The sequence below is a fragment of the Chryseobacterium cupriresistens genome (genome assembly GCF_046614675.1).
Taxonomy (GTDB): Bacteria; Bacteroidota; Bacteroidia; order Flavobacteriales; family Weeksellaceae; genus Chryseobacterium; species Chryseobacterium cupriresistens.
Genome location: NZ_JBKKJT010000001.1, coordinates 151862 through 176090 on the forward strand (window position 1 = coordinate 151862; position 24229 = coordinate 176090).

Here is a 24229-nt window from a genome sequence, read left to right on the forward strand (position 1 = left end):
ACATGAAGGTTTTTAAAATTACCATATATTCTTTTTTAATTTCTGCTTCACTCTGGAGCTGTATTCCTTCATACAGTGCCTATCCAAAAGAGTATAACCACGCAAAAGCTGACTTTCAAAAACAGAAAGCTTTTGTAGTGAATAAGGATCTTAAGAAAGAATTTGAGATTTTAAAACATTCTGATATTTATGAAATTGTAGAAGACAGTACCAATGTATCTAAGATAACACTGCATCCGATGAAAACCTATACTCCTCCTTGCGGAAACCCAATGATTGGAAGTATGATTACAGTCGGGTTACTGCCTTCAGCATTTCCTTATGATATTGTTTACAGTTATGATGTAGCTGAGAATAGTGCAACAAAAAATTATCAATACAAATTACAAGTTTATCAAAGCCTTTGGCTGTTTAATATATTCAGACTGGGGAGAACTTTTTCAAAACAGTCGGGGAAAGCTTTATTAGGCAGTTATATTGCTTCCAATAAATAAAAGCCCGTTATATATTTTTTTCAAATAAAGAAAATATGAACAAGAAAATTCAATTATTATCCATATTATTTTTAGGGGTTTCGTCGGTGGCGTTTTCCCAGATCAAGGAGGAAAAGCTGGTTCTTAACAAAAAAAGAGAGCCGGAAGTGAAGAAGATCGAGAAGAAGAAAACTTCTGTGGAAACCATTAAAAATTATCCGCCGGAAGAGAAATCGCAGACACCTGTGAAATATACCATCACAGATGTTCCTGCTGTTTCAGATTTCAAAACTTCAACGATTCAGGGGGAGGACGTAGCACCTAAATTTGACGGAACTGCTCAGAATAATTATTTCCAGTTCGGAATGGGTAACTACGGGAAAATCCTGGTAGATGGAAACGTTTCAAAAACTCTTGAAAATAAGCTTGAAGTAGGTGCAGATGTTCATGTTCTTTCCACCAATGGTCTTAAAAAAGATTACGACTGGAAATCCGGGCAGACTTCAGCGAATATCGCCGCTTTCCTCAACTCTTACGGTGAAAAAGGAAAGTTCAACCTTAATGCTGAATATGGCTTAGACAGCTATAATTATTATGGGATCTACGCTATGCAGCCTACCGGAGAGCTTGATCTGAAACAAAAAGTAAATCAGTTTAAAGTAAACGGGTATTACGATTTTTATTCCAACGAAATCTTAAATGATGTAAGGGTAAAATCATCATTCCTGAAGGATCATTTTGATGCTCAGGAAAATCAGGTGTCTATTCTTGCCAATTTCTCCAAACATGCTGTTGAATTAGGTAAATCAGGAATCAACCTGAATGCTGACCTTGGAGTAGGATTGGATGCGGTAAAGACAGATTTTGCCATCAGGGATAAAAACTCTGCTAACTTCTTCAATACCAGCCTGACTCCGAAAGTAACTTTCAGAAAAGGAGACTCTTATTTGACGTTAGGATCTTCATTCTCTTTCCTGAATGCTAAAAATTCCAACGATCAGCTAGAGCAGCAAAAAAATAATAAAACCTATTGGTTCCCACAGGCAGAGTTTCAGTTTGCCGCTGCTAATGAATTTAAATTCTACGGAGGGGTAGACGGTGGTTTGAAACTGAATACATACGGAGATATGTTACAGACGAATCCATTTATCCTTTCTGACCAGTTTTTAAAGCCCACAGAGACTAAATATCGTTTTTATGTAGGATTGAGAGGGGACATTGACGAAACGCTGAAATACGACTTCTCTGCGGGTTATGGAAAAATGAGAGATATTATGTTCTTTAAGGCCAATGATCTTTTCGATAACAACTCTGTTAATCGTTCTGCCTACAATTTTGCCAATACATTCTCTGCAGTGTATGATGACGGAAATGTAAGCGATATTAAGGGTAGTGTGCAGTATTTCCCATTGGCTAACCTTATTTTAGACGGAGAATTGAGGTTTACCAAGTACGATCTTAAGACTTACGACAACATTTATAACGTTCCTTTGTTCAATGCGAGCATCGGGGCAAAATATACGATGCTTGACAAGAAGTTATTACTTGGATTCAAAGGAATCTTTGCAAGTGACAGAACTACAAACTCTTATGCGATAGAAGGTATAGGTGATCCTAACATAATTTACCAGTCTACAGAGAATACAAATGATAAAGTTGGAGGGTATGCTGATTTAAATCTTTCCGCAGAGTATAAAATTCACAAAAATTTCAGTATTTTCGCACTCGGAAATAATCTTCTGAGCTCAAAATACCAGACATACAAGGGATATAAAGTCCTGGGTGCGCAGATTCTGGGAGGCGTGAAAATTACTTTCTAAAGTATAAATGATAGGTAATCAAGCATTACTCATTACTTATCATTCATTACTTATGAATACGGCTGCATAGTTTAATGGATAGAACTTCGGATTTCGGCTCCGACAGTGAGGGTTCGAATCCTTCTGCGGTCACTCTTCGGGAAAGAGCACTTTTAGAAGTGCTCTTTCCTTTTTTTTTACTTTGTAACTGATTGTTAATCAGTAATATTTGGGTCAGTGCAGAATTTAATTTGGGTGTTCGAAAAGCATTTTCTTGAAATTCAAGTTTTTCGACCAAAATCGAACACAATATAGAATTTTTTGTCTCATTATCACCTTTAATGTACAGCTGAGAAAGATTGGGCAAAATGTTTAGAACCTGGTCAAGCTTTGCTCTAATATCTATATTTTTACTTGATAGCCTTTGATTCTGAAGTTCCATTTCAAGCTCATCAATTTTTTTCTTACTTTCATTTTTAATAATCTGATAATCCTCAAAATCCAATCTGTCTTCGAGATACTTTTCTCTAGCGCTAGATAGCCTATTGGTTAAATTAACAATCTGTTTGGAAAGTTCCCTTTTCTTTCCATCAATATTTTCCTGTATGTATTTAAAATTGCTTAATATGATCTCTTTTAATAACGTATTTACGCTTTCATGGTAATCATATTTCACTAATTCTTTTTCAAAGGCAGAATTAACCTTGTCTGAGCTATGTCTATAGCCGCACTTAGAATTACAGTGATAGTAATAATAAACATTTTTCTTGCCTTTGGATCCGCTACCTGAAATATGTCCTCCACATCGTGGACATTTTAAAAAGCCTCTCAGTGGAAATTCATTTGCAGTGATAATTTTACCTTTGGGTCTTTCAGCCCAAGTTTTTCCACTTAAAACATTCTGCACTTTATAAAATAGGCTTTCTGATATCAAACTTTCATGATTGGCCTCAACAATACAGGCCTCCTCGTCTTTGTATGCTTTAATATATATTTTACCAATATAAACCGGATTTTTTATTGCTCTGTAAAAAGAAGTACTGCTAATTTTTGCGCCTTCCATCTTATTCATTTTAAGTCTTATCTGGTTGGTCGCATATTTACCCTTAGCAATTTCATTAAATGCCCACCGCATATTTGAAGCCTCAGGTTCTTTTAGGGCCACATATTTTCTTCCATCTTCAGTACATTTATTAATATAACCATAAGACGCGGTGCCCATCAGTCTTCCTTCTTTTTGAGCTCTTCTCATCCCATAGAATGTATTAAGTGCTCTTCGATCATTTTCTACCTCTGGTGCAGCTAAATAGATGGCAAGCATCATTTTGTTTTCCGGTATAGACATATCCAAAGGTTGTTCTATAGCTTGAGGTGAAATATTATTACTCAACAGTAATTTTATCATTTGATAGGCATCACCAGCGTTTCTACTAAAACGATCCCATTTAGTAAATAAAACTAAGTTAGATTTCAGATTTCTTTTTTTGATATAATTGATATATTTAGTCCACTCTGGGCGATTGAAGTTCTTAGCTGAATGATCTTCAAAGATTACTTGTCCAATAGCAATTTCGTTTTGATGACAATATCTTTCCAATCGCTCATGCTGATCACGTTGAGAATAGCCTTTGTCAGCCTGTTCATCAGTAGACACTCTTATGTATAAATCTGCTATCTGCATAATCTTTCTGTTTTTATTCAAAGTGGTAGTAACCAGTGCAATATATGAATTATTTAGAAAATTCTTTTATTACAAGTTCTGCAATCTTATGCATAATATCGGAGATTTCCTTGACCTCCTCATCTGTTAATTTGAAACCAGAATCTAAAAGTATTTTTTTTGATTTTTCGAATGAAAGCTTTTGAATGCCATTGTACCGATATAAAGATTGTGGTAATTCTTTACTAATAGAAGTACCCTTTCTTGTCTTTATATGGTGATTTCTCTTCATGAATTTTATGTTTTTGTAGAGATACCGGCAGTATTCATTTTTATTCTGACTTAAATTATAATTATTGACATTGTAAAACAAAAAAATTGCTTTTTATGGATATTAATGTCCATTGTTGACCGACCTTACAATTAGCAATTTCCAAAAACCTTATGTTAACCGAAAAATGAGCGGCTTTTCTTGTAGGTTTAAATTTTCAGTAAAAGGTGTGTAGAATTTACTAGGATAAATTTCAGTTGTGCTTTTAGACAATGCTAAATTATTATAGATAAAAATATTTTCTCAATAAACCGGTAAAAAGGCAGCTAAGGTATATAGTTCAGCCCTTGCTTAATCCAGTCAAAAGACTACAGCATAAACGGTTTCCTCCCTAAAGGTACCCTCCAATTATTCCGTTTCCTTTTGACTTTTTCTATTGCCCTATAAAATTATCTGCTTTCTTTTTTCCGGTTTTTCTTTTGAAAAATATTTAGCGAAGCCCACGAGGGCTTTCAGAGAAAGGAAGGAGAAGAGATTCAAAACATATCTAAATCTACAATCTTAAAAAGAACAGTTATGAACATTATCGGAAGACTGACAAGAGATGCTGAAGTCCGCACCCTGTCAAACAAAAAACAAGTAGTCAATTTCTCTATTGCTACCAATGACAATTATCGCAACAAACAAGGCGAGCGAATCGAACAGACAACTTTTTTTGACTGCTCTTATTGGATTTCTTCAAAAGTAGCTGAATTACTTAAGAAAGGGACATTAGTGGAGCTTATTGGAAGAGTTTACACAAGAGCATGGATTGGAAAAGATGGACAAGCACACGCTGGCCTGAACTTCCATACATCACAAATTAAATTACACAGTAGTCACAAAAGAACTGAAGGTGAGTCTACACCCGTCAACAAGAGAAATGATAAGGAAATCGGTCAACCTAAATCCAACGAAAGTGATAAGGATGATGACCTTCCATTCTAAGTCAATCAAAACAATTTTATAACATTTAATAACAATATCATGGCACATAATTTAAATTTCAACAACCGAACAGGAAAATATTCATTTTTCAGCGTAAAAGAAAAAGTATGGCACAACTTAGGGCAGATTGTAGAAGAACATCCGACAAGTGAAGAAGCCATTAAATTTGCGGGGCTTGATTACGAGGTAGAAAAATCTCCTCTATTTACGAAAGGTACAGGGCTAGTAGAATCTCAAGATGGACTAAAAGTGAGTGATTCCGAATTGAAAGTTCCAAACTATTTTGCCAATATCCGCACTGATAATAATACTGTATTAGGTGTAGTTGGTAAAGATTATCACATTGTACAAAATCGTGAAGCATTTTCTTTTTTCGATGCCATTGTAGGAGGTGGTAATGGTATTCTGTACGAGACTGCGGGAGCATTGGGAACTGGAGAGCGAATTTTTATAACAGCTAAACTTCCCGATTATATCCGTGTCGGAAACGGGGACGACATTACAGAAAAATACATTTTTTTGACGACCTCACATGACGGAAGCGGAAGCATTACCGCCGCATTTACACCTATTCGTATTGTTTGCCAAAATACTTTAAATGCTTCACTCAAAAATATGAGTAATGTCGTACGAATAAGACATACATCAGGCGCAAAACAACGCTTGGAAGATGCTCACAAAGTCATGGGGTTAGCAAATAAACTAAGTACTCAATTAGATGAAACTTTTAATTATTGGGCAAAAATCAAGATTGGTGACGCTGAAATGAAAAAATTAATTCAATTGGCACTTTGCCCCAATAGAGAAACTTTAAACCATCTGCAGAAAGGAAATGCTGAAGCATTGTCTGCGGTTTTTAAAAACACAGTGGATGACGCATTTGCCTATGCGATGATGAGTGATGCCCAACAAATGGAAACCACGAAAGGTACATTATTCGGTGCCTACAATGCAGTGACAGGTTTCTATCAGAATGTAAAAACCTACAAAGATGACGAAGCCAAATTACAATCTATTGTTATGGGCGGAACAGCTCAAATGAAGTCTCAAAAAGCGTTTGAGCTTTGTGAAAACGTTGCTCATTTTGGAGCAGACATTTTAAAAATGAACTGAAAATAATTTATTAATTATAACATACGGTAAATGCAAGTCTCCACCGTATAGGAGCACATCAAATGAAATTCAATATTGTCAATGAAATAAAATTAAGCTATTCAAGAAAAGGTAATTCCGACAAAGTAATCAGTAATTCATATGATGCGGCAGAGGTATTTCGGCAACATTTTGATTCTGATGAAATAGATTATAGAGAATCTTTTTTCGCTTTATATTTAAATCAGAGTAGTAAGGTTTTAGGAATAAGAAAGATTTCTGAATCCGGAATTTCTTCAACTATAGTGGATGTTCGAATAATTATGCAAACAGCCCTTCTCTGTAATGCTTCGTCTATAATTGTAGCACACAATCATCCATCTGGAAATTTAAAACCCTCTAATGAAGATTTAAAAATTACAAAGAATATAAAAAATGCATCCGAATTCTTGAATATTAAATTACTAGATCATTGCATTTTAACATCGACAGATTATCTGTCTTTTGCTGATAACGGATATTTATAAAATTTCTAACTAATAAAATAAACGACAATATTGAATTGTCGTTTATTTAAAATTTTCGGCGAAAAGACAATTCCTTCCTGTGGTCGGAAACGTCTTTTCGCAAGTCATTAAGCGTAACCCAATTGATAAATTTTTTTCACTTAATTTTTTCAAAAAAGGTTACGGTTATTTTACGAAGCTATTCTTATAGCCTGTAATGGGAAGAAAAATTATAGGTTATTTCTGATGAAATAGCCTAATACATTATATTTTACATTATACAGTTTCTGCGTTTTGAGGACTAAACTGTATGGTTAGCTTTTGCTCATTTCCCATATTGTCTGAAATCCAAATGTCAAAACTTTGAGATACTGTTGATTCAGAAGTATAATATAACCTAAATTCCTTTTCAGCTAAGAGATATAAATCATTGGGTAAAAAATGAGGTTCATTGAATAAACGTAATGTACCCTTTCCCTCAAACTGAAAATACCTGAAGAAATACTCAGTTTCACTATAGTACCCAACAGGAATAATGCGACATCTGATCTCCATAGTTTCTCCAGTAGCTATATATTTTGAAACAGGCATTACCTGCACTTCAAACGGAAAATTTTTCTGTACCTGTAATTCATCTTCTGAACAAGAGGAAAAACAAAGCTCGACTGCAAATAAGGTTGCTATAAGATACAGAGCAGCAAAAAAATGTCTTTTGATATTGATTAAATCTTTCATAACAATTTTTTATTTTATAGGTTAAATCTTATTCCAAGACCAACGCCAGGTTTTATTTTTTCAAGTGAAGTATTCCATATTATTTTTGCTTTATAAAAACCTGTTAAAACAATCCGATCTGACAGATAGGCTTCAACGCTAAGTTTTACACTTCCCCCATACACCCACGATGATTCATTCAAGAGTACGGCTCCGTCATAGAGTAGTGTCGTACTTTTATTGATATTCTCATATCCTCCGGTGGCGAAAAATGTGGAATTGATTAAAAAGCTTTTTGTCAGATCCGCAATCAAATTAAAACTATAACCGACTTCAAGACTGTAGTTTTCAACTGGAACATCAATCATTTTATACAGAATGATCTGTCTGCTGTATTCAAATGAATAAATCGAATAGTTCCCTTTTTTTGAATAGATAATAAAATCGGTATTGACGAAATAATTTCCGGATGACTTTTTCAACAGTAATCCTGTATTGATTCCGATACTTTTTTGCTTCGGTAACATTCTTTGTGCTTTGACTGCGTAAAAACATAAAAACACTGTCATTAACGATAATAAACTCTTCATGTTAGTTTAGTTTTAATTGAATATCATTGACCACTTTGGCACTGATCAAATCTGAATTTTCTATCTGAATCTTCTGATGTCGTCTGCCATCTTTTTCCATCAATTCAATCTCTACTATCTGATCTTCTAAAAGCGTAAACTGGTCCATGATATAAAGAAATTCACCGTCGGATTGGTAGTTGACTGTAGAGTCACGAGAATAAGTCCGGATAGGAGATAATACCTTATCCTGAACGACAGTTCTTTTTAGATTCTTTTTGTCGGTAATTTTAAAAGTGACAAAATCAACATCAAAAGAAACATTGCTCTTGTTTTTAATTTGAAAAATAAAATAAAACTTTCCTTCATGTACATACAGAGATTTTAACAGAAACTGAATTCCAAAACTTTTTGAACCAATGTGCTTTACTGTTCTTTTGGGAAGTTGGTATAAGGTTTTTATCAATAATTCAGTCAATGATGAAGATTCTCCCTTAAGTTCTTCAAACAGGACATCTGTAGAGTATTCTTTTTCCTGATTTCGTTGTAATTTCAGAAGGTCATAATTCAGAGTGTCTGGATAAGAACTGTAAAAAACATCAAAATTGTAAAATTTACCATCCTCAGTAATGACCGAAAAGTTTGTTTCTTCCTCGAAATCTCTTACTGAGGATTTTATTCTGAGAACATTCGCTACATCTTCCGCTTTATTGGCAATCAAATTTTCGCTTCCCAGATCCACGTATCGTATGGGAGATGGAAATAATAAATGTGTTGTTTTATTGTAGGTAACTTCCATCTTGTAAGGTTCCAGTTTGGCCTGAGAAAGCGATGCGAAACCTGAATTTTCCTGAGCTGCTAATCTGCAGATACCGAAGAGTATCAACAGAACCGAGAAAAATATATTAAGTCGTATTTTCATTAATTTTAATTTAAAGGTTAATTATTTTTTTGAAACTAAAAGCACCTGATGCCCTGCCTTAACAGTAACTTTAGGCTGTCTTACTTTCTTTTGAAAGTATCCTGAAACTCCCTGAACCAAACCTCTGGTGAGATCGGCAGCAACCTGTTGTCCTGCCGATTGGGTCATCATAATATTGGTGCCGGAATTCTGGCTCATGTTGGATGCTATATCCTTAATAGCGGTCTGTTCTGAAGAGTAGGGAATGTAAAGCCCCAACTGCCCATCATTGTCATGAATATTAATATCGACAGGGGTTATAGTGCCTTTGTATTCAATGCTTGAAATTGCGAGTAACAGTCTTCCTCCCTGAAACTTTCCTGCTGCTTTTAACACAGTACCGGAAGGAATGGTTGTCTTTCCAAGGAGCAAACCTTGTGTTAGTCGTAAGGGCACCATACTTTCATTTACCAATGTCATGGTTTCATGTATTACTGCATGGATACTGTTGTTATTTTGGGGTACAGTATTTTCCTGTTCATTCTGTAACCCCGCAAATCGATTATGACTGATGGATGCTGAAAACGTACTGTCTGAAGGTTCTCGATACAAACTGGATACGACGTTGCGTTTTTGAAGTTGTACTGCCGTTATTTTAACTTTGTTTTCTTCAGGCTTTGCCTCAGAGGTTTTCTTTGGTTCAGATTCTTCCTGCTGTTTTGGCGCAGGTAGATATTTTGCAGCCATCTGATAAGACTTTTCCATCAATTCTAACTGATCATTAATTCCTACAGTACTTGGAACTGCATCCTTATGTGAAATTTCATTCTTAAGCCTGTTAATTTCCCTTTTTAATTGGGTAACCTCATGGTCGTCTTTGCTGTAAAATGAGCTTAATGTTTGTTGTGCATTACGGTAGCTGTTTAAAGCATTTTGATCTGCGTTCGTATTATTATAAGATTCTGGAGATAGAGCGGTCAGCTGATTCGAGCCGTTTGATTCACTCCAATAATCTGATAGGCGTGTCATAGCATTTCTTTTTTCTTCATTTTTCTGCTCCAACAATTCTAGCTCATACGCCTTCTGCTTATCTGCTTGTAATTTGTCATCCGCGGCTTGTGGCACTTCAGCATTTAAACCTACCTCTTGATTAGTTGTTTTATCATCTTTTGGTTTAAAAATCAGATACAAGGATCCCATACAAGCAATGAACATCAAAAAGTAAATGATCGGCTTTTTAAATTTTTCCCACCCTGGCTTACGATCCAAAGGTTCATTTTCGTCTGAGGAATGTATACTTCCTTCAGTGATTCTGATTTGACTTGTCTCTTTCATGGGGATGTTTTATGGGGTGAATAATTAGCTGGGTTTTCAATCGGCTGATGTTGCATCTTTATCTCCTTTGGAATGTTATTGATATGTCCAACTGAAAGAATGGTTCGACTTTTTGAATCTTTTGACCATAGATGAATAACCGTTAAAATCGTCATTATCGCATACCCTGCAAAAAATATCTTGGTCAAAGAGCGTTGTCGTTTGGTAGATAAGGATTTCCATTTCCGTTCTGCTTTTTTAACGAATTCCTCTATTTTTAATCTTATTTTTTTCATATAACTGTTTTTATCGGTTAACAGTTTCAACATCTTTGTTCTCAATGACATTGAATTTTTCAATCGTAAACCCCTGAGGGTTGCTGTCTGACCTGACGGAATTGACCAGTTGACAATTCGTTACAAGATTTCGGGTCGTTAAATTACTTGCGCGGATAATGAATTGCTTCCCATAAGTCTTTACAGCATAGGGATAGTTGTTAAAATCTGCTACTACACTGTCAATTTCAACGCGCTGTTGAATATTTCCGCTGATGATCCTGTTGTAATACCCTTTCTCAGAAAGATCCTTGTAGTAATTGAATGCAGATTGGTCGGCCATATTAAAAGCTCTTTTTACATTGCTCTCAATAGCACTTTTATCAGGAGCTACTGTAAAAAAGAGTTCGTGAAAACGTCTTACATGTTCTCTGGCTTCTACAGGTCTGTTGATAGACATATCCTGGGATAGGGCAACCATCAGTGATTTACCATTGTCAAGGACATATATCTTTTGTCTTTGTTCTTCTGCAAAACTGTACGATTTGTACACAACAATGCCGACAACTCCAAAACAAAGGATGGCAAAAACAAAGGTGAACAATCTGATTTGCTTAAAACTGTTCTCTATATTTCTTAAGGTTTTAAATTCCATTTTTTTGTTTTTTGATTATTTAAGGAGTTGTCCTGAAATATTACCTGCCGCTGCGCCAGCAGTTGCACCCGCAACATTTCCTGACTTTTGTGCCATCTGGGTAACATTACGCATAAAGTTTCCGGCTCCGCCCGCCTGAATGATCCAACCTGTAACGGTAGGCACAGTGAAATAGCCAATGATTCCAATGATCATATAGATAATGTAGATCGTATTGGAAGTATCTGGAATAAAGTTGGGATCTGCCAGCATTTCAATATCCCTTTCTATAATAAGGGATTGAATCTTTGCCAGGATAGCACTGAACATATCAGCCACCGGTAACCATAGGTATACACTGATGTATCTGGTCAGCCATTGGGTAAGCGTAGACTGAAAACCATCCCAAACCGATATGGCAAATGCAATAGGACCAAGGATCGAAAGCACAATGAGAAAAAAAGTTCTGATTGTATCAATCACCAATGCCGCTGCCTGAAAGAGTATTTCCAGAAGCTCTCTGAAACCGTCTCTGATATCTTTTTTAATGGCAAACATTTCCCTTTCTATATACATTCCAGACATCGTCACCAAATCAGAAGGTGACCATCCCAGTTCTTCCAATTTTTTGTCAAATTCTTCATCAGAAATGAGATATGCCATTTCAGGATTTCGAAGCATAGCCTCCCTTTCCAGCAGATCTTTTTTCTGCTGGAGTTCATTAAGATCTAATACCTGACCCTCCAGCATGGAGTGGCTGCCCTGAACGACCGGACTTAATACTCCGTTGATGCTGCCCAAGACAATTGTTGAAAAGAACATAATGCAGATTCCGATGGCAAATGGTCTGAGCATAGGAAACAGATCAATCGGTTCGGCACGGCTTAATGCCTGCCAAACCTTTACGGCCACATAAAATAATGCTCCCAGCCCTGCAACTCCTTTTGCAACTGTTGCCATGTCAGCACACATCGGCATCATCTCTTCATACACAGAACGAAGCACCTCATGTAAATTAGTAGGTTCCATCTTACCAGTATTTTTGATTAACAGTACCATACAGGTTGAGAACTCTCTGCGCGTTGTTCTGCTTTTTGGCTCTCAGATAACTGACAGAGATATTCTTATTGGTGTAATATCTTACCAGATTGTGATAATCTTTCACCTCTTTATATACTCTGTCAATAATTTCCATTCTTTCCTTATCATTCAATGATAGATTGGTAGAAGTGACAATCTGTTTTAGTTCTTTAAGCAGTTCAGTGCTTTCGTTCAATAGTGTTGAATAGCCGTTAGCGATAGCGGTCAACTCCTGAGCATTGAAATTGGGATCATTCAGCATCTTTCCGAAATTATTGACATACATTTCGGAAACATCACCCACCAATAAAACAGTCTGCTGAACTTTACGGGCATCTTTTACTAAATTGTTTACTGCTTTCAGTTTGTCATAATATTCCTTACCCTGCTCATAAACCTTCTTCACTTCATTGAAGTTCTTAACTACATTCGAAACAGTCGATGAGGTCTGTACAATTTCATTGGCGGAGTTGAGTATTCCTGAAGCCAGATTAGCCGGATCCGTAACCACAAATTGTGCTTTTGCAAATGATGTTATAGCTAATACAATAACCATAACTGTTGTAATGATTGAATTTTTCATTGTTGTAAAATTTTAATGATTTAAGTTTCTTTTGTATTCGATTTGATTCTCTTAAGAGAAATCCTCTTGATGGCATGCTCTACATTGCCATCAAGTTCAGAAGCCAATTGCATGACTTCCATTTTCTCCGTTTCTTCTGTGGTATAAGCCAGATATTCTTCTGTGGAAACTTCCGTGGCATATACAGCAGAGTGCGTTCCTCCTAATCCGATCCAGACTTCTTTATACAGTCTTTTCGGATCATTATTCATATTGATGGAAAGAACCTGTGCTTTTTCTTTGTCTGTAAGACCCAGCATAGACTGAATATCATCAAACTTGTTCATGTATTTCCGCTGATCCAAAAGGATCTTACAGTCTGAATTGTTGATGATGCTTTCCTTAACAATAGGAGACTGAATGATGTCATCCACCTCCTGTGTAACAACAATGGCTTCTCCAAAGAATTTTCTTACAGTTTTGAAGAGGTATTTGATGTATTCAGCCATTCCTTCTTTCGCAATTGCCTTCCAGGCTTCTTCAATCAGGATCAGTTTTCTGATTCCTTTCAGTCTTCGCATTTTGTTAATGAAAACTTCCATGATGATAATGGTTACAATGGGAAAAAGGATTTTATGATCCTTGATCGCATCAATTTCAAAAACGATAAATCGCTTAGAAAGAAGATCTAATTGCTTTTCTGAATTCAATAAGTAATCATATTCTCCGCCTTTATAATAAGGCTCTAAAACATTCAGAAAGTTGGCAATATCAAAGTCTTTTTCCCTGATTTTTTTTTGCTCTAATACTTTTTGATAATCATTTTTTACATACTCGTAAAAGCCATTAAATGAAGGGAAGTGCTCATTATTTTTGATTCGATTAATATAGCCGCTGACTGCATTTGATAAAGCAACTTCTTCGGAGCGGGTTGGCGGTTCATCATCTCTTTTCCATAGCGTAAGAATTAAAGTTTTAATACTTTCTCTTTTCTCAATGTCAAAGATTCCGTCATCAGTATAAAAAGGATTAAAAGCTATTGGATTATCTTCTGTATAGGTAAAATACACACCATCTTCACCCTTTGTTTTCCCTTTGATCAGTTCGCATAATCCCTGATAAGAATTTCCGGTATCGACTAACAGAACATGGGCTCCCTGCTCATAGTACTGTCTCACCATATGATTAGTAAAAAAGGATTTACCACTTCCTGATGGACCGAGAATAAACTTGTTTCGGTTGGTAATGATTCCCTGCTTCATCGGAAGATCGGAAATATCCAGATGGATAGGTTTTCCCGTCAATCGGTCTGCCATCTTGATCCCAAAAGGTGAAGGGGAATCCTGATAATTGGTTTCTTCAGTGAAAAAGCATAAGGCAGGTTCTATAAAGGTGTAGAAACTTTCTTCACTCGGAAAATCTCCTGCATTCCCGGGAATTCCTGCCCAGTACAATGTGGCAGTATCTGTTGTATTATGCCGTGGCTTACATTCCATCAATGCCAAAGCACTTCCTGTGTCATTTTTTAGCTGTTTAAGCTCAGTAGGATTATCAGACCAACATATGACATTAAAATGGGCACGGATCGATTGGAGCCCGTAAGAATGGGCTTCATTTAGATACTTTTCGATCCATTCCTTGTTGATCTGGTTGGCTCTGCTGTATCTTGCCAACGAATGCATATTTCTAGCAGACTTTTCAAATTTGTTTAGGTTTTCATCACTGTTATCAATAAACAGATATTGATTGTAGATGTGATTGCAGCTGAGTAGCAACCCAACCGGAGATGCAAATGAGAGTAAGCAGTCACTTCTGTCGGTGCTTAACTTTTCGTATCTGCTGTGCGAAGAAACTGTACCCGGAAGATCATCCGTATCCGAAAGAGTGTGCATGCTGATGCGGTTGTTACCAATACGCATTTCTTCTGCTCCTAAGTTGAGATCTTGGAGAGATGGATTAATTTCTCTCGACAGAGTCAGATACTGTTCTAACAATCCCGATTGTTTTGCTGTTCCCGTAATTTCATCAGCGGTCATTTTTTCAAGGAAAACATATCCACTGTCATTCATAATCCTTACAAACTGATCAACCGCTTCCATGAATCTGCTGATTACTTCTTTATCTGTGATTTCTTTTGGTATCAAAACTCCTTTACAAAGTGATGAGAAATTACTCTGCGTTCTCATCCTTTCCTTTGTAGTTTTGGAAAGAAACAGATAGCAATAATGATTCAAGAAAGGTCTTTCGTTAAAGTGCCTTTCAAAAGACTTGGACAGAAAACTTTGATCGTCATTAGATAAATCGGGACGGTAATTTTCCTTGATAAACCAATCCTGTTTGTGAACGATGCTGTAATCAGGTAATGTCTTTATGGCTTTAAACCAAGCCGAATGGATAGCTTCATACTCAGCTGACGCTACCGTAAACAGTTCCGGAAGCCTTACCTTGAAACAAACCGTAACATCAGCATCTTTTGAAATAATGCAGTTCTCTTCTACACCTAGCAGTGGAAATCTGCTTTCCAGCGTTGTCGCTTTGGATTGATTTTTCATGCTACAGCTTTTTTAGAGTGTTCCTTGATATACCTGAAAATGGATTTTCGGCTGATGATGTACCTTGGATGCTTCTTTTTTGCTCCCAATTTCATTAATCCATGTTCTCCATACTTTCTGTTGAAAGAAAAGGTCTTCCAAATGAGAAGACCAGAAGTCGTTCCTCCAAGAAGTAAGCAGATATAGGTATTGACACCAGCCATATACATGATCATGATGAATACGAGTATTCCCAATAATCCTCCTGCAAAAATGAACAGGTACTGTGCTTTCAATCCTTTGAACTCTACCGTTCTTCCGATTCCTTTGTTGATATGATAGGTATTCATCATCAATGATTTTAAAGGAAGAATGAACGTAGGATGGTAGCTGCAACAATTAAGAAGATACACGCTCCAAACCAGCTGGCAGCAGTTTTACTGGTATCAGGGTCACCACTGCTGAATTTGTTGTAAACCTTGACCCCGCCAATTAAGCCTACTACCGCACCAATGGCATAAATCAGTTTCGTTGCCGGATCAAAATAGGAAGTAACCATTTGCGTAGCTTCAGTGATTCCTGCAGAACCATTTCCCTGGGCATTCATACTCAATCCGATTAACAGAAGCAATGCTGTTAAGACGATTTTTTTTCTTTGTCTTTTCATAATGAATAGATTTTATGATGATGAAACCCATGCTTTATGGCCTTTGAGACAAAGATGTTTGGAAAAAGGAGTGTTACTTAAAAAATGAAGTTTTAGGGAAGCATTTGGCATTAAAATTCTCTCAATGTTATATCTTAAAATACATGTTGTAATGTACTTAATGAAACTTTAGTTATTTTTGTTAAAACTAAAAACACATGTACATATCTAGACTTTCTCTTCGAAATTTCAGAAATTTTAATTCCGCATCGTTAAGTTTTACCAAAGGAGTCAATACTATTATCGGTGAAAACGGTGCTGGAAAATCAAATCTTTTCCATGCGTTAAGAATAATGATTGATGATAGTATGCCCAGATCAATCAGATTTTACGAAAATGATTTCAATCGTTCTATCGGAGACTGGGCTGGACACTGGATAGTAATTCAAATAATTTTTGATGATTTAGACAATGGTGAGGAGGCTCAATCAATTGCAATGCATAAAATGGCAGATGCTGAAAACTTTGATAGTACAAAGGGAACATATACTTTATTTTTTCGTCCTAGAATTGACATTAGACGAAGTTTGTTTGAGCTTTCAGAAAAAGAAGGCAAAACGCAAGAAGAATTATCCGAAATTTTGTCACAGATAAGTTTAAATGATTATGAAACTGTTTACACCGGGAGAGGAAATATTGATTTTTCAATAGATGAGAATTATTCATCCTTTGTTGGAGACTTCGAATCGATCACATTTCCAGATCCTGATGAGGAACGAGTGGACGTTTATGGAATTAAAATGTATGGAATATCGATACCTAATGAGTTTGCATGCACTTTTGCTAAAGCTTTAAGAGATGTTGAGGCAGATTTAAGATCATTCAAAGATAATCCCCTTATAAATCTTTTAAGAGATAAAGAAAAGAATATTCCAATTGAGAAAAAAAGCGAATTAGAAAGTCAGGTTGAAGAGTTGAATAGCTCAATTTCATCATTAGAGGAGGTTAAGAATGTATCGTCTGGTATTTCGCAAACAATGAGGGATACAGTTGGAGAAACTTATGCTCCTAATGTAAATATCAAGTCTGAACTTCCTGCCAATATGGAGAGATTGTTACAGTCTCTAAAATTATGGGTTGGAGACCCAGATGAAGAAGATTATGACGGAAGGCTTGGAGAGTTGAGCTTAGGTGGAGCCAATTTAATATATATATCACTTAAATTATTAGAGTTTGAAAGAATTAAAAAAAATGAAAAAATTGCTAATTTTATTCTGATAGAAGAACCTGAAGCACATATCCATAATCATATACAGAAAACACTTTTCCAAAAATTAGATAAGGACAGTACACAAGTCTTTATTTCTACTCATTCTACACACATATCCTCTGTATCAGCTATAAGCTCTATGAATATTCTAGCAAGAGGTTGGAAGAAAGCGGAAGTTTTTAATCCGTCTAATAATCTTCAACCTAACGAAGTAGTTAAGTTAGAAAGATATTTAGACGCAAACAGAACTAATCTATTGTTTGCTAAAGGGGTTATATTAGTTGAAGGTGATGCTGAACATATTTTGATCCCAATATTAGTAAAAAAGGTGTTAGGTGTAAGTTTAGATGAGTTAGGAATATCTATAATAAACATTGGAAGCACAGGGTTTAAAAATATAGCTCAACTTTTTCACCAGGACCGAGTAAAAAGAAAATGTAGTATTATAACGGACAATGATATTTCGATAGTTCCATTACCAGAAGATGACCAAAATGATGATCAATATCAAAGAGACTGTCGTAATTCACAGATTTCTGGTGAAAGTCGAAAGCAAGATCTAGAGAATTTTTGTGAAAATAACGAATATTTAAAAGCATTTTACGCACAGCATACTTTCGAAGTTGATTTTTTATTAGCGGTCAATTCTTTAGAGATAAAAAGTACTGTAGAGAAAGCATTCACAAATAGAGTAACTATAGAAAAGATTTGTTCACGTATTGATAACAGCGATGTCGCAACTTCTGGTAAGGAAATCCTGAGGCTTGCTGAAAAGTTTGGAAAAGGATGGTTTGCTATTATGATTGCTGACAATATCGATCATTGCACCTATATTCCTGATTACATTTTAAATGCACTAGTTTTTGCATGTCCAAACATTAAGAAATCTATTCTTATTTATATTGCAAAATACAGAATTAGTCAACTAATAAAAGTCAATTTTGATGACTTAAATTACACTGATATTTTTGCAAATCTAAGTGCTTACGATGATGAAACAGAAGCATTAGACTATTATAAAAAAGAATTACAAAATGATGTTTTATCAGAAATAATGGTTTTAATAGATGCTTAAGGGATTAAATAAACAACAAATTACAGCTATTGAAGCTGCAGGGAATGTTTTATTAACAGCTTGTCCAGGAAGTGGTAAAACAAGAACATTAACACATAAGATTGCGTATGAACTTGAAAAAAGTTTTAATTCTAAAAAGATCATTATTGCTGTAACATTTACTAACAGAGCAGCTGATGAAATTCAGCGAAGAATTCGAGATTTCAATATGGATGATAGTACTTTATGGGCGGGTACAATCCATGCCTTTTGTTTGGAATGGATAATACGACCATATAGATGCTATCTGGATGAACTTAAAAATGGATTTTCAATATCTGATGAGTATAATTCAGAAAAAATTATTAATGATCTAAAAACAGAGTACGGATTACGTTTTTTTGACAATGTATCTACTAGATATTTGCTTACTGGTGAAAAAGAAGAAGTTGTGTTTAGAGAATTATTAGATAAATATCATGAAATTCTTTCTAATGATAAATTAATTGATTTTGATCAAATCTTGCATTATTCTTATAAGCTTATTTCTACTTATCCAAAAATTGCTTCGATTTTAAAAAAAATGTTTCATTTAATTTGTGTTGATGAATATCAAGATACACAACAATTACAATATTCAATTCTTAGTAGCATAATGAAAGCTGACAGAGGAACTTGTAAAATGTTCATTGTCGGAGATTCTGATCAGGCAATATATGGATCTTTAGGAGGTGTTGCTAAAAATCATAAGGAAATAGAATATGAGTTCCAAGAAACTTTTCTGAGTAAAGAATTAACTGGAAATTATCGCTCAAATCAGCAAATAATAAATTATAATAAAAACTTTCAAATTACTGATGCCGAAATTCTTGCACTGGGATCAAATGCTCAGGATAGAGCCATCATAAAATATGATACAGAAATAAATAAAGATGATCTGGTAGTAGAAATTGCTCGTATTATTGAAGAGAAAATAGGTGAAGGTGTACCGGAAAATGAAATCTGCGTACTTGCACCCAATTGGTATTTAGTAATACCAATGGGAAGAAGATTAAAGACTTTATTGCCAAATGTGAAATTTGATGCAGTTGGTCTATCGCCATTACAGAAAAATAGAGAAAATATTTGGTTTAAAATTGCTAGACTTTTTCTTGTTTCTCCTTCACCCACAAGCTTTATTGTAAGAAAACGATGGAGCAGTGAACTGTTACTAGAACTGGAAAGTTTTGGAGTAATACTATTTGAAAATCATAACTTTAGGTCAAAGAAATTATTAAAAGTTATTAATTCTATTTCTTCTACTAATACAGATGGTATAGAGCATCTTGAAGATTGTTTTAGTCAGCTACTTGATAGATTACAAATTAATTTAGCTTTCAATAAATTGCTAAATGATCAACTTACTTCTTTTATTGACGGAGCAAAAAAAAGATTGAGTAATCCTGACTTTGATATGGCTAAAGATATTCATAGTTTTCGTAAAATGTTTAAACACGAAGAAGGTGTTGTCGTAAATACTTGTCATGGTATAAAGGGAGAGGAGTTCGATACTGTAATTGCATTTGGTTTACTACATGGTAAAGTACCTAATTGGAATGAAGATAATGACCTTGCTGCAAAAAAATTATTATATGTAATCTGTTCAAGATCGAAAAGAACTCTGTATTTGTTTTCAGAAACAGGTAGAACCACGCAGTCTGGTAGACCGTACCGTCCTACAACTCAATTGGCTAATGTTGTTCATCAATATGATTAAATTAAATCATCAATATTAAAATTATTATTCCGCATTTTGGAAGAACAGGACTCTCGTTCATTTTCAAAAGAATTATCTAATAGTAAAGCTATTTTATGGGAAGCATTTTCCATAGAATCTTCCAGTAAAGTGTATAATTCTGTTCCGTATATTTTATGAACTGTAGCCGCTGCTGTTTCCTTTTCAGACATTTCACAGACTTCTTGCTGTAAGAATGTTGTCACAGCGCTTAGTTCTTCAAAGTTAGCTCCCTGGGCAAAATCGTTATCTCTACCAATTATTCTATATTTTTTCCATTCTTCTTCCTCTTCAATAAAATCAAGGCTGCTGTCAAAACCATATTTCGGTTCTTCTTGCGAATTTTGAATTGTGACATTTTCTCTGATGTCATATTCTATGTCTAAGTTAGATGGATCGAATAAAGCTCTTTCCTTTTGTTCTTCAGGGGAAGCAATTGTCATAGAATGGAGTGAAGTTTTTGCTTCACCCATAATATTGGGTTGCTTTTTATTATTTGCTTGCTCTTCAGTTTTGCGAGAATGGGATTGTTTTCGGATAATTTTGTCATGGAGTAATAGCAGAATTATGGCCAGAAGATAAATGATGATGAGAATTTCCATAGTTATAAAATGGGTTTAAAATGATTGTTAAAATACTCCGTAATCTCGTTACCATATTCCAGAAAATGCTGTTCGAGAATATTGTCAATATAGGAATAGAGAGTTGTCCTTTCTTCTCTGGAAAGCTGTACAATTCGTAATAATCTTTCATGGTACTCCGGGCGTATGTAGACCACTTTACCATTACGTCCTGAAGGAAAGCGATTCGTTAAAAAGATCTCTTCATAGTTCAGCTTTTTAAAAGAATTGGTTTTTGCTTTTTCTTTGGACTTTTGAACGGCTTGTTTGGTTGCATGAGTTTGTTCATCAAGAACCCTTTGTTCACCACTGATGACCTGCATTAAATATTCTTCATCAACGGTAGCCTTTTCTAAATCATTGTTGTCATTGTTTGTAGCCATCTCTCGGGTTTTACAGATTTGTGATCCTTTGAAATTCTTCAACAAACAAGTCCATTCTTGTTGCTTTTAAAAGCGGATAGTCTGCTGGTAACAGTGTTGATCTGAAAATACTGTTTCCGATATGGTCAGATTCCTTACGAAATCTTTTACTATCCATGATTCGCGTATCCATTATATTCATCTGAAGAGTCGCAATTGCCTTTTCGTAGATTTCGTATAGCCCTGTCTTTTCCCGTCCATCAATCTGATTCCAGAATAGCCATAACGCTTGTTGCGGAAAATCATGCTCACCGGAAGGAAGCGCCATAAAAGCTTTGGTAAATCCTAACGTACTTTCAACAACCAAACGGTCAGCAGTCATGGGAGCAAAAATAAAATCCATTGATTTCAAGGTCGTCAGCACCCCTTTGGTATTGGCGGTACCAGGCAGATCATAAAAGATAATATCCGGAACTATGGTAGTTTGTTTAATATATCGGGTAGCTTCTTCTATTGCATTTTCTGCTTTACAGCGTATAATCGGATATGCTTTCTTATTGATCAGTTGGAATTGTTGCATAGCAGCCTTCTTATGGTACTCGTTCAGCATAATTGCTTTTTTATCACGTTCCCTCATATTGCTTAGGCTGTATTGTGGAAAATCACAATCCATGACCAAAACATTGTATCCCAGGCGGTAATGTAATACGCTGGCAAGTAATATGGTAATCGTCGATTTTCCCACACCTCCTTTTTGAGTGGAGAAACTTACTTTTAAAGTTTTTTTTGTTGCTTTCATAATGCATGTATTTATTGTTGTTTTATAATGTTGAATGGTAAGAATCTGTATAAGTTGATTTATATGCAGGGGTACTCCAGTATTATCTTAAAAATCTAAAGATGTATACATTTACTTCATTTTTACAGGGCATATCTGCAACTGCTTTGTTGAGAGAATACCTTTTTTTGAATATTTGTAATTGCTTTTGTGCTTTCATAGTTTTAAAACTTTACATTTTTATGATTTACCCGTTTCATCATCAACTTTATGTGTTGCTGTAAAGGAAAGAGTTTTCAAAACCAATGCTGATCTTCAGGTGATACCTGGTGTTATTTGGCAGTAATTGGAAGGGGGAAATATTGTAGATATCCGGTTGTTTCTGTCTACCTTGTTGTATACAATTTTAAGAAGAGTTGGTGTTTACTACAACATCTGAAAAATGTTGATCGCTTGTTACAATAGTTTTTTTGTAATACGATAAATACGGTGTTCACCTGAACACGGCAAGTTGTGTTTTGAGTACCTCATAACTGTTTTTTGTGCCTCAAAACAACTTGCCCTGCCGGGAACTTTGAAACACTCTCCGAAGTCGAGGTTTATAAACTTTAAATGGATATCTATGAATGATCAGAAAAATAATACGAGAAGTAAAGGTGGGCGAAAGCCAAAGATAAACCCTTGTAATCACCGGTATGTTTTTCGGCTGGATGAAGAAGACAATAGCAAATTTCTGTCTTTATTTGAAGCCTCTGGAATAGATAATAAAGCTAAATTTATAACTTCTGTATTGTTTTCAAGAGAAATAAAAACAGTAAAAATTGATAAAGGTACTGTTGATTTTTACATGAGGCTGACTTCCTTTTATTCCCAGTTCAGAGCAGTGGGCGTGAATTACAATCAGGTAGTTAAATTATTATACACTCATTTTACCGAAAAAAAGGCAGCAGCATTTCTGTATCAATTGGAGAGACACACTGCTGAACTTTCAGCTTTGTGCCGGAAAATTATCGAATTGGCTAATGAATTTACTAACGGGAATATAGAAAAATGATGGTTCAATGATTGCAAAAATTGGCAGAAGCAGTAATTTATACGGTGCCTTAGCCTATAATCATCATAAGGTGGAAAAGGGACAAGGACAAATTTTGTTGATGAATAAAATGGTGGAATCTACAGATGGGACGTATACAATATCCAAATTAATGAGATCTTTCGATCCTTATCTGGCTGCCAATCTGAAAACGGAAAAACATACTTTACACATATCGCTCAATCCCGATCCGAATGATAAGGTCATTGATAAGGATTTTGTGAAGATGGCGGAAGAGTATATGAATGGAATGGAGTACGGTGAACAGCCTTACATGGTTTTTAAACACACTGATATCGACCGTACTCATATTCATATTGTGTCAGTATGTGTTGATGAAAATGGCAGGAAAATATCAGATCGATTTGAGAAAAGGCGGTCGATGAATCTGTGTAGACAACTCGAAAATACCTATAATTTATGGCCAGCTGCAGAAGGGCAAAATGTGAAAAATAACCTGGTTTTCAAACCGGTTCGTTATCAGACCGGAAATATTAAACATCAGATTGCCTCTGTCATCAGGAATATAGCTGATGTGTACTCCTTTAAAACACTTGGAGAGTACAATGCTCTGCTTTCACTTTTCAATATAGCAGTTGAAAAGATTGAAGGTGAATTGCATGGAAAACCACAACGGGGATTGGTGTATTTTGCACTGGATACAAACAAACATAAAATTGGAAACCCATTAAAAGCTTCAAGGATTGGAAAAGCGGCGCTCTTACCTGCACTGGAATCTCATTTTTTAAAAAGTAGAGAATCTATTCTTCAATCGAATAAAACTGAAATAAAGGGCTGGATTGATAATGCCCTCAAAGTGAGTCTTCATGAAAAAGATTTTGTGGAGAAATTAAAGTCTGTGGGTGTTAATACGGTAATCCGCAGAAATGAAGCCGGACGTATGTATGGAATCACATTTATCGATCATAACACCCAAACAGTATGGAATGGTTCAAATTTGGGAAAAGGATATTCCGCTGCTGTTTTTAATGATTTATGGAAGAACCAGGAGCATTTAAATAGATCCTCTGATGCAAAGCAGGCAGAAGCGAAATCGCTCCCAACAAATCAATTTTTACCCCTTCAACTTCATCCCTTATTTGGATTTTTAAATGATGACAATGATGATTTAAGTGACACTGAATCAATGGACTCATTTCCCGGATTGTTGCCAACAGTGCAGGGAGAAGACGATGACAAACGGATTTTTTCACAGCAAATGCGAAAGTGGAAAAAGAAAAGAAAAAGATAGTCAGATGATTTC

At 35.4% G+C, this 24229-nt stretch carries 24 protein-coding genes, 1 tRNA gene and 1 pseudogene; 10 read left to right on the forward strand and 16 right to left on the reverse strand.

Translation table 11 applies throughout. The annotated features are described in order from the left end of the window. Window positions 1–2: 2 nt before the first annotated feature. The 3 genes from ACLI50_RS00755 to ACLI50_RS00765 all read left to right on the forward strand — a co-directional run bounded on the left by ACLI50_RS00755 (window position 3) and on the right by ACLI50_RS00765 (window position 2425). A complete protein-coding gene (locus ACLI50_RS00755) occupies window positions 3–494 on the forward strand; it encodes a hypothetical protein (protein WP_062675232.1) in 492 nt (163 codons plus the stop codon). Between the two features lie 35 nt (window positions 495–529). Continuing rightward, window positions 530–2293, forward strand: a complete 1764-nt coding sequence (locus tag ACLI50_RS00760) for a porin family protein (RefSeq protein WP_411412935.1) — start codon at window positions 530–532, stop codon at window positions 2291–2293. 60 nt (window positions 2294–2353) lie between these two features. Further along, a tRNA-Arg gene (locus tag ACLI50_RS00765) sits at window positions 2354–2425 on the forward strand. A 547-nt stretch (window positions 2426–2972) separates the two neighbouring features. Here ACLI50_RS00765 and ACLI50_RS00770 read toward each other — a convergent pair. Together ACLI50_RS00770 and ACLI50_RS00775 are read right to left on the reverse strand one after the other, a co-directional pair. After that, window positions 2973–3953, reverse strand: a pseudogene (locus ACLI50_RS00770) (recombinase family protein); the annotation flags it as partial. Between the two features lie 49 nt (window positions 3954–4002). Then, window positions 4003–4224, reverse strand: coding sequence for a hypothetical protein (locus tag ACLI50_RS00775; RefSeq protein ID WP_411412936.1), 222 nt, complete (start codon window positions 4222–4224; stop codon window positions 4003–4005). Between the two features lie 555 nt (window positions 4225–4779). On the opposite strand from ACLI50_RS00775, the gene ACLI50_RS00780 reads away from it, so the two are divergent. The 3 genes from ACLI50_RS00780 to ACLI50_RS00790 all read left to right on the forward strand — a co-directional run bounded on the left by ACLI50_RS00780 (window position 4780) and on the right by ACLI50_RS00790 (window position 6809). Continuing rightward, entirely contained in the window at window positions 4780–5190 is a 411-nt protein-coding gene (locus tag ACLI50_RS00780; protein ID WP_123277929.1) for a single-stranded DNA-binding protein, read from the forward strand. 39 nt (window positions 5191–5229) lie between these two features. Continuing rightward, window positions 5230–6303: a DUF932 domain-containing protein gene (locus tag ACLI50_RS00785; protein ID WP_411412937.1), complete on the forward strand. Its 1074-nt coding sequence runs from the start codon at window positions 5230–5232 to the stop codon at window positions 6301–6303. A gap of 62 nt (window positions 6304–6365) precedes the next feature. Beyond that, window positions 6366–6809 (forward strand): JAB domain-containing protein, encoded by a 444-nt coding sequence (locus tag ACLI50_RS00790; RefSeq protein WP_115929557.1) that lies wholly within the window; start codon window positions 6366–6368, stop codon window positions 6807–6809. A gap of 255 nt (window positions 6810–7064) precedes the next feature. Here the strand turns inward: ACLI50_RS00790 and ACLI50_RS00795 are convergent, their stop codons facing one another. The 11 genes from ACLI50_RS00795 to ACLI50_RS00845 all read right to left on the reverse strand — a co-directional run bounded on the left by ACLI50_RS00795 (window position 7065) and on the right by ACLI50_RS00845 (window position 16035). Next, window positions 7065–7523 carry a DUF3872 domain-containing protein gene (locus tag ACLI50_RS00795; RefSeq protein WP_411412938.1) on the reverse strand — a complete coding sequence of 153 codons (459 nt, stop codon included), beginning with the start codon at window positions 7521–7523 and terminating at the stop codon, window positions 7065–7067. 14 nt (window positions 7524–7537) lie between these two features. Then, window positions 7538–8029, reverse strand: coding sequence for a conjugal transfer protein TraO (locus ACLI50_RS00800; protein ID WP_411412939.1), 492 nt, complete (start codon window positions 8027–8029; stop codon window positions 7538–7540). A gap of 64 nt (window positions 8030–8093) precedes the next feature. Continuing rightward, the gene (traN, locus tag ACLI50_RS00805; protein ID WP_411412940.1) at window positions 8094–8993 is read right to left on the reverse strand and encodes a conjugative transposon protein TraN; all 900 of its coding nucleotides are present in this window, start codon (window positions 8991–8993) and stop codon (window positions 8094–8096) included. Window positions 8994–9014: 21 nt separating this feature from the next. Beyond that, on the reverse strand, window positions 9015–10307 hold the full coding sequence (gene traM / locus ACLI50_RS00810; RefSeq protein WP_411412941.1) for a conjugative transposon protein TraM: 1293 nt from the start codon (window positions 10305–10307) through the stop codon (window positions 9015–9017). Continuing rightward, a complete protein-coding gene (locus ACLI50_RS00815; RefSeq protein ID WP_411412942.1) occupies window positions 10304–10582 on the reverse strand; it encodes a hypothetical protein in 279 nt (92 codons plus the stop codon). Before ACLI50_RS00815 ends, traM begins: the two co-directional genes overlap by 4 nt. Before the next feature lie 10 nt (window positions 10583–10592). After that, on the reverse strand, window positions 10593–11216 hold the full coding sequence (traK, locus tag ACLI50_RS00820) for a conjugative transposon protein TraK (RefSeq protein ID WP_411412943.1): 624 nt from the start codon (window positions 11214–11216) through the stop codon (window positions 10593–10595). Window positions 11217–11231: 15 nt separating this feature from the next. Continuing rightward, window positions 11232–12224 (reverse strand): conjugative transposon protein TraJ, encoded by a 993-nt coding sequence (gene traJ, locus ACLI50_RS00825; RefSeq protein ID WP_411412944.1) that lies wholly within the window; start codon window positions 12222–12224, stop codon window positions 11232–11234. 1 nt (window position 12225) lies between these two features. After that, on the reverse strand, window positions 12226–12858 hold the full coding sequence (locus ACLI50_RS00830) for a DUF4141 domain-containing protein (RefSeq protein ID WP_115929550.1): 633 nt from the start codon (window positions 12856–12858) through the stop codon (window positions 12226–12228). A gap of 20 nt (window positions 12859–12878) precedes the next feature. After that, on the reverse strand, window positions 12879–15389 hold the full coding sequence (locus ACLI50_RS00835) for a TraG family conjugative transposon ATPase (RefSeq protein ID WP_411412945.1): 2511 nt from the start codon (window positions 15387–15389) through the stop codon (window positions 12879–12881). Next, the gene (locus ACLI50_RS00840; RefSeq protein WP_411413313.1) at window positions 15386–15718 is read right to left on the reverse strand and encodes a DUF4133 domain-containing protein; all 333 of its coding nucleotides are present in this window, start codon (window positions 15716–15718) and stop codon (window positions 15386–15388) included. Before ACLI50_RS00840 ends, ACLI50_RS00835 begins: the two co-directional genes overlap by 4 nt. 11 nt (window positions 15719–15729) lie before the next feature. Beyond that, window positions 15730–16035 (reverse strand): DUF4134 domain-containing protein, encoded by a 306-nt coding sequence (locus ACLI50_RS00845; RefSeq protein ID WP_227942494.1) that lies wholly within the window; start codon window positions 16033–16035, stop codon window positions 15730–15732. A 197-nt stretch (window positions 16036–16232) separates the two neighbouring features. On the opposite strand from ACLI50_RS00845, the gene ACLI50_RS00850 reads away from it, so the two are divergent. Continuing rightward, a complete protein-coding gene (locus ACLI50_RS00850) occupies window positions 16233–18359 on the forward strand; it encodes an ATP-dependent nuclease (protein WP_411412946.1) in 2127 nt (708 codons plus the stop codon). Beyond that, window positions 18352–20094 carry a UvrD-helicase domain-containing protein gene (locus ACLI50_RS00855; RefSeq protein ID WP_411412947.1) on the forward strand — a complete coding sequence of 581 codons (1743 nt, stop codon included), beginning with the start codon at window positions 18352–18354 and terminating at the stop codon, window positions 20092–20094. The genes ACLI50_RS00850 and ACLI50_RS00855 overlap by 8 nt, the downstream gene beginning before the upstream one ends. On the opposite strand, the gene ACLI50_RS00860 is transcribed toward ACLI50_RS00855, so the two are convergent. From ACLI50_RS00860 to ACLI50_RS00870, 3 genes are read right to left on the reverse strand one after another with little or no spacing between them, the layout of a single operon-like run. Next, the gene (locus tag ACLI50_RS00860) at window positions 20091–20714 is read right to left on the reverse strand and encodes a conjugal transfer protein TraD (protein ID WP_411412948.1); all 624 of its coding nucleotides are present in this window, start codon (window positions 20712–20714) and stop codon (window positions 20091–20093) included. The two genes, ACLI50_RS00855 and ACLI50_RS00860, sit on opposite strands and share 4 nt — an antisense overlap. 2 nt (window positions 20715–20716) lie before the next feature. After that, window positions 20717–21115: a DUF3408 domain-containing protein gene (locus ACLI50_RS00865; RefSeq protein ID WP_411412949.1), complete on the reverse strand. Its 399-nt coding sequence runs from the start codon at window positions 21113–21115 to the stop codon at window positions 20717–20719. Between the two features lie 10 nt (window positions 21116–21125). Then, window positions 21126–21893, reverse strand: coding sequence for a ParA family protein (locus ACLI50_RS00870; RefSeq protein WP_411412950.1), 768 nt, complete (start codon window positions 21891–21893; stop codon window positions 21126–21128). Window positions 21894–22494: 601 nt separating this feature from the next. Here ACLI50_RS00870 and mobA point away from each other — a divergent pair. Both mobA and mobB read left to right on the forward strand, forming a co-directional pair. Then, entirely contained in the window at window positions 22495–22926 is a 432-nt protein-coding gene (gene mobA, locus ACLI50_RS00875; RefSeq protein ID WP_411412951.1) for a conjugal transfer protein MobA, read from the forward strand. Between the two features lie 7 nt (window positions 22927–22933). Further along, the gene (mobB, locus tag ACLI50_RS00880) at window positions 22934–24217 is read left to right on the forward strand and encodes a conjugal transfer protein MobB (RefSeq protein ID WP_411412952.1); all 1284 of its coding nucleotides are present in this window, start codon (window positions 22934–22936) and stop codon (window positions 24215–24217) included. Window positions 24218–24229 lie beyond the last annotated feature (12 nt).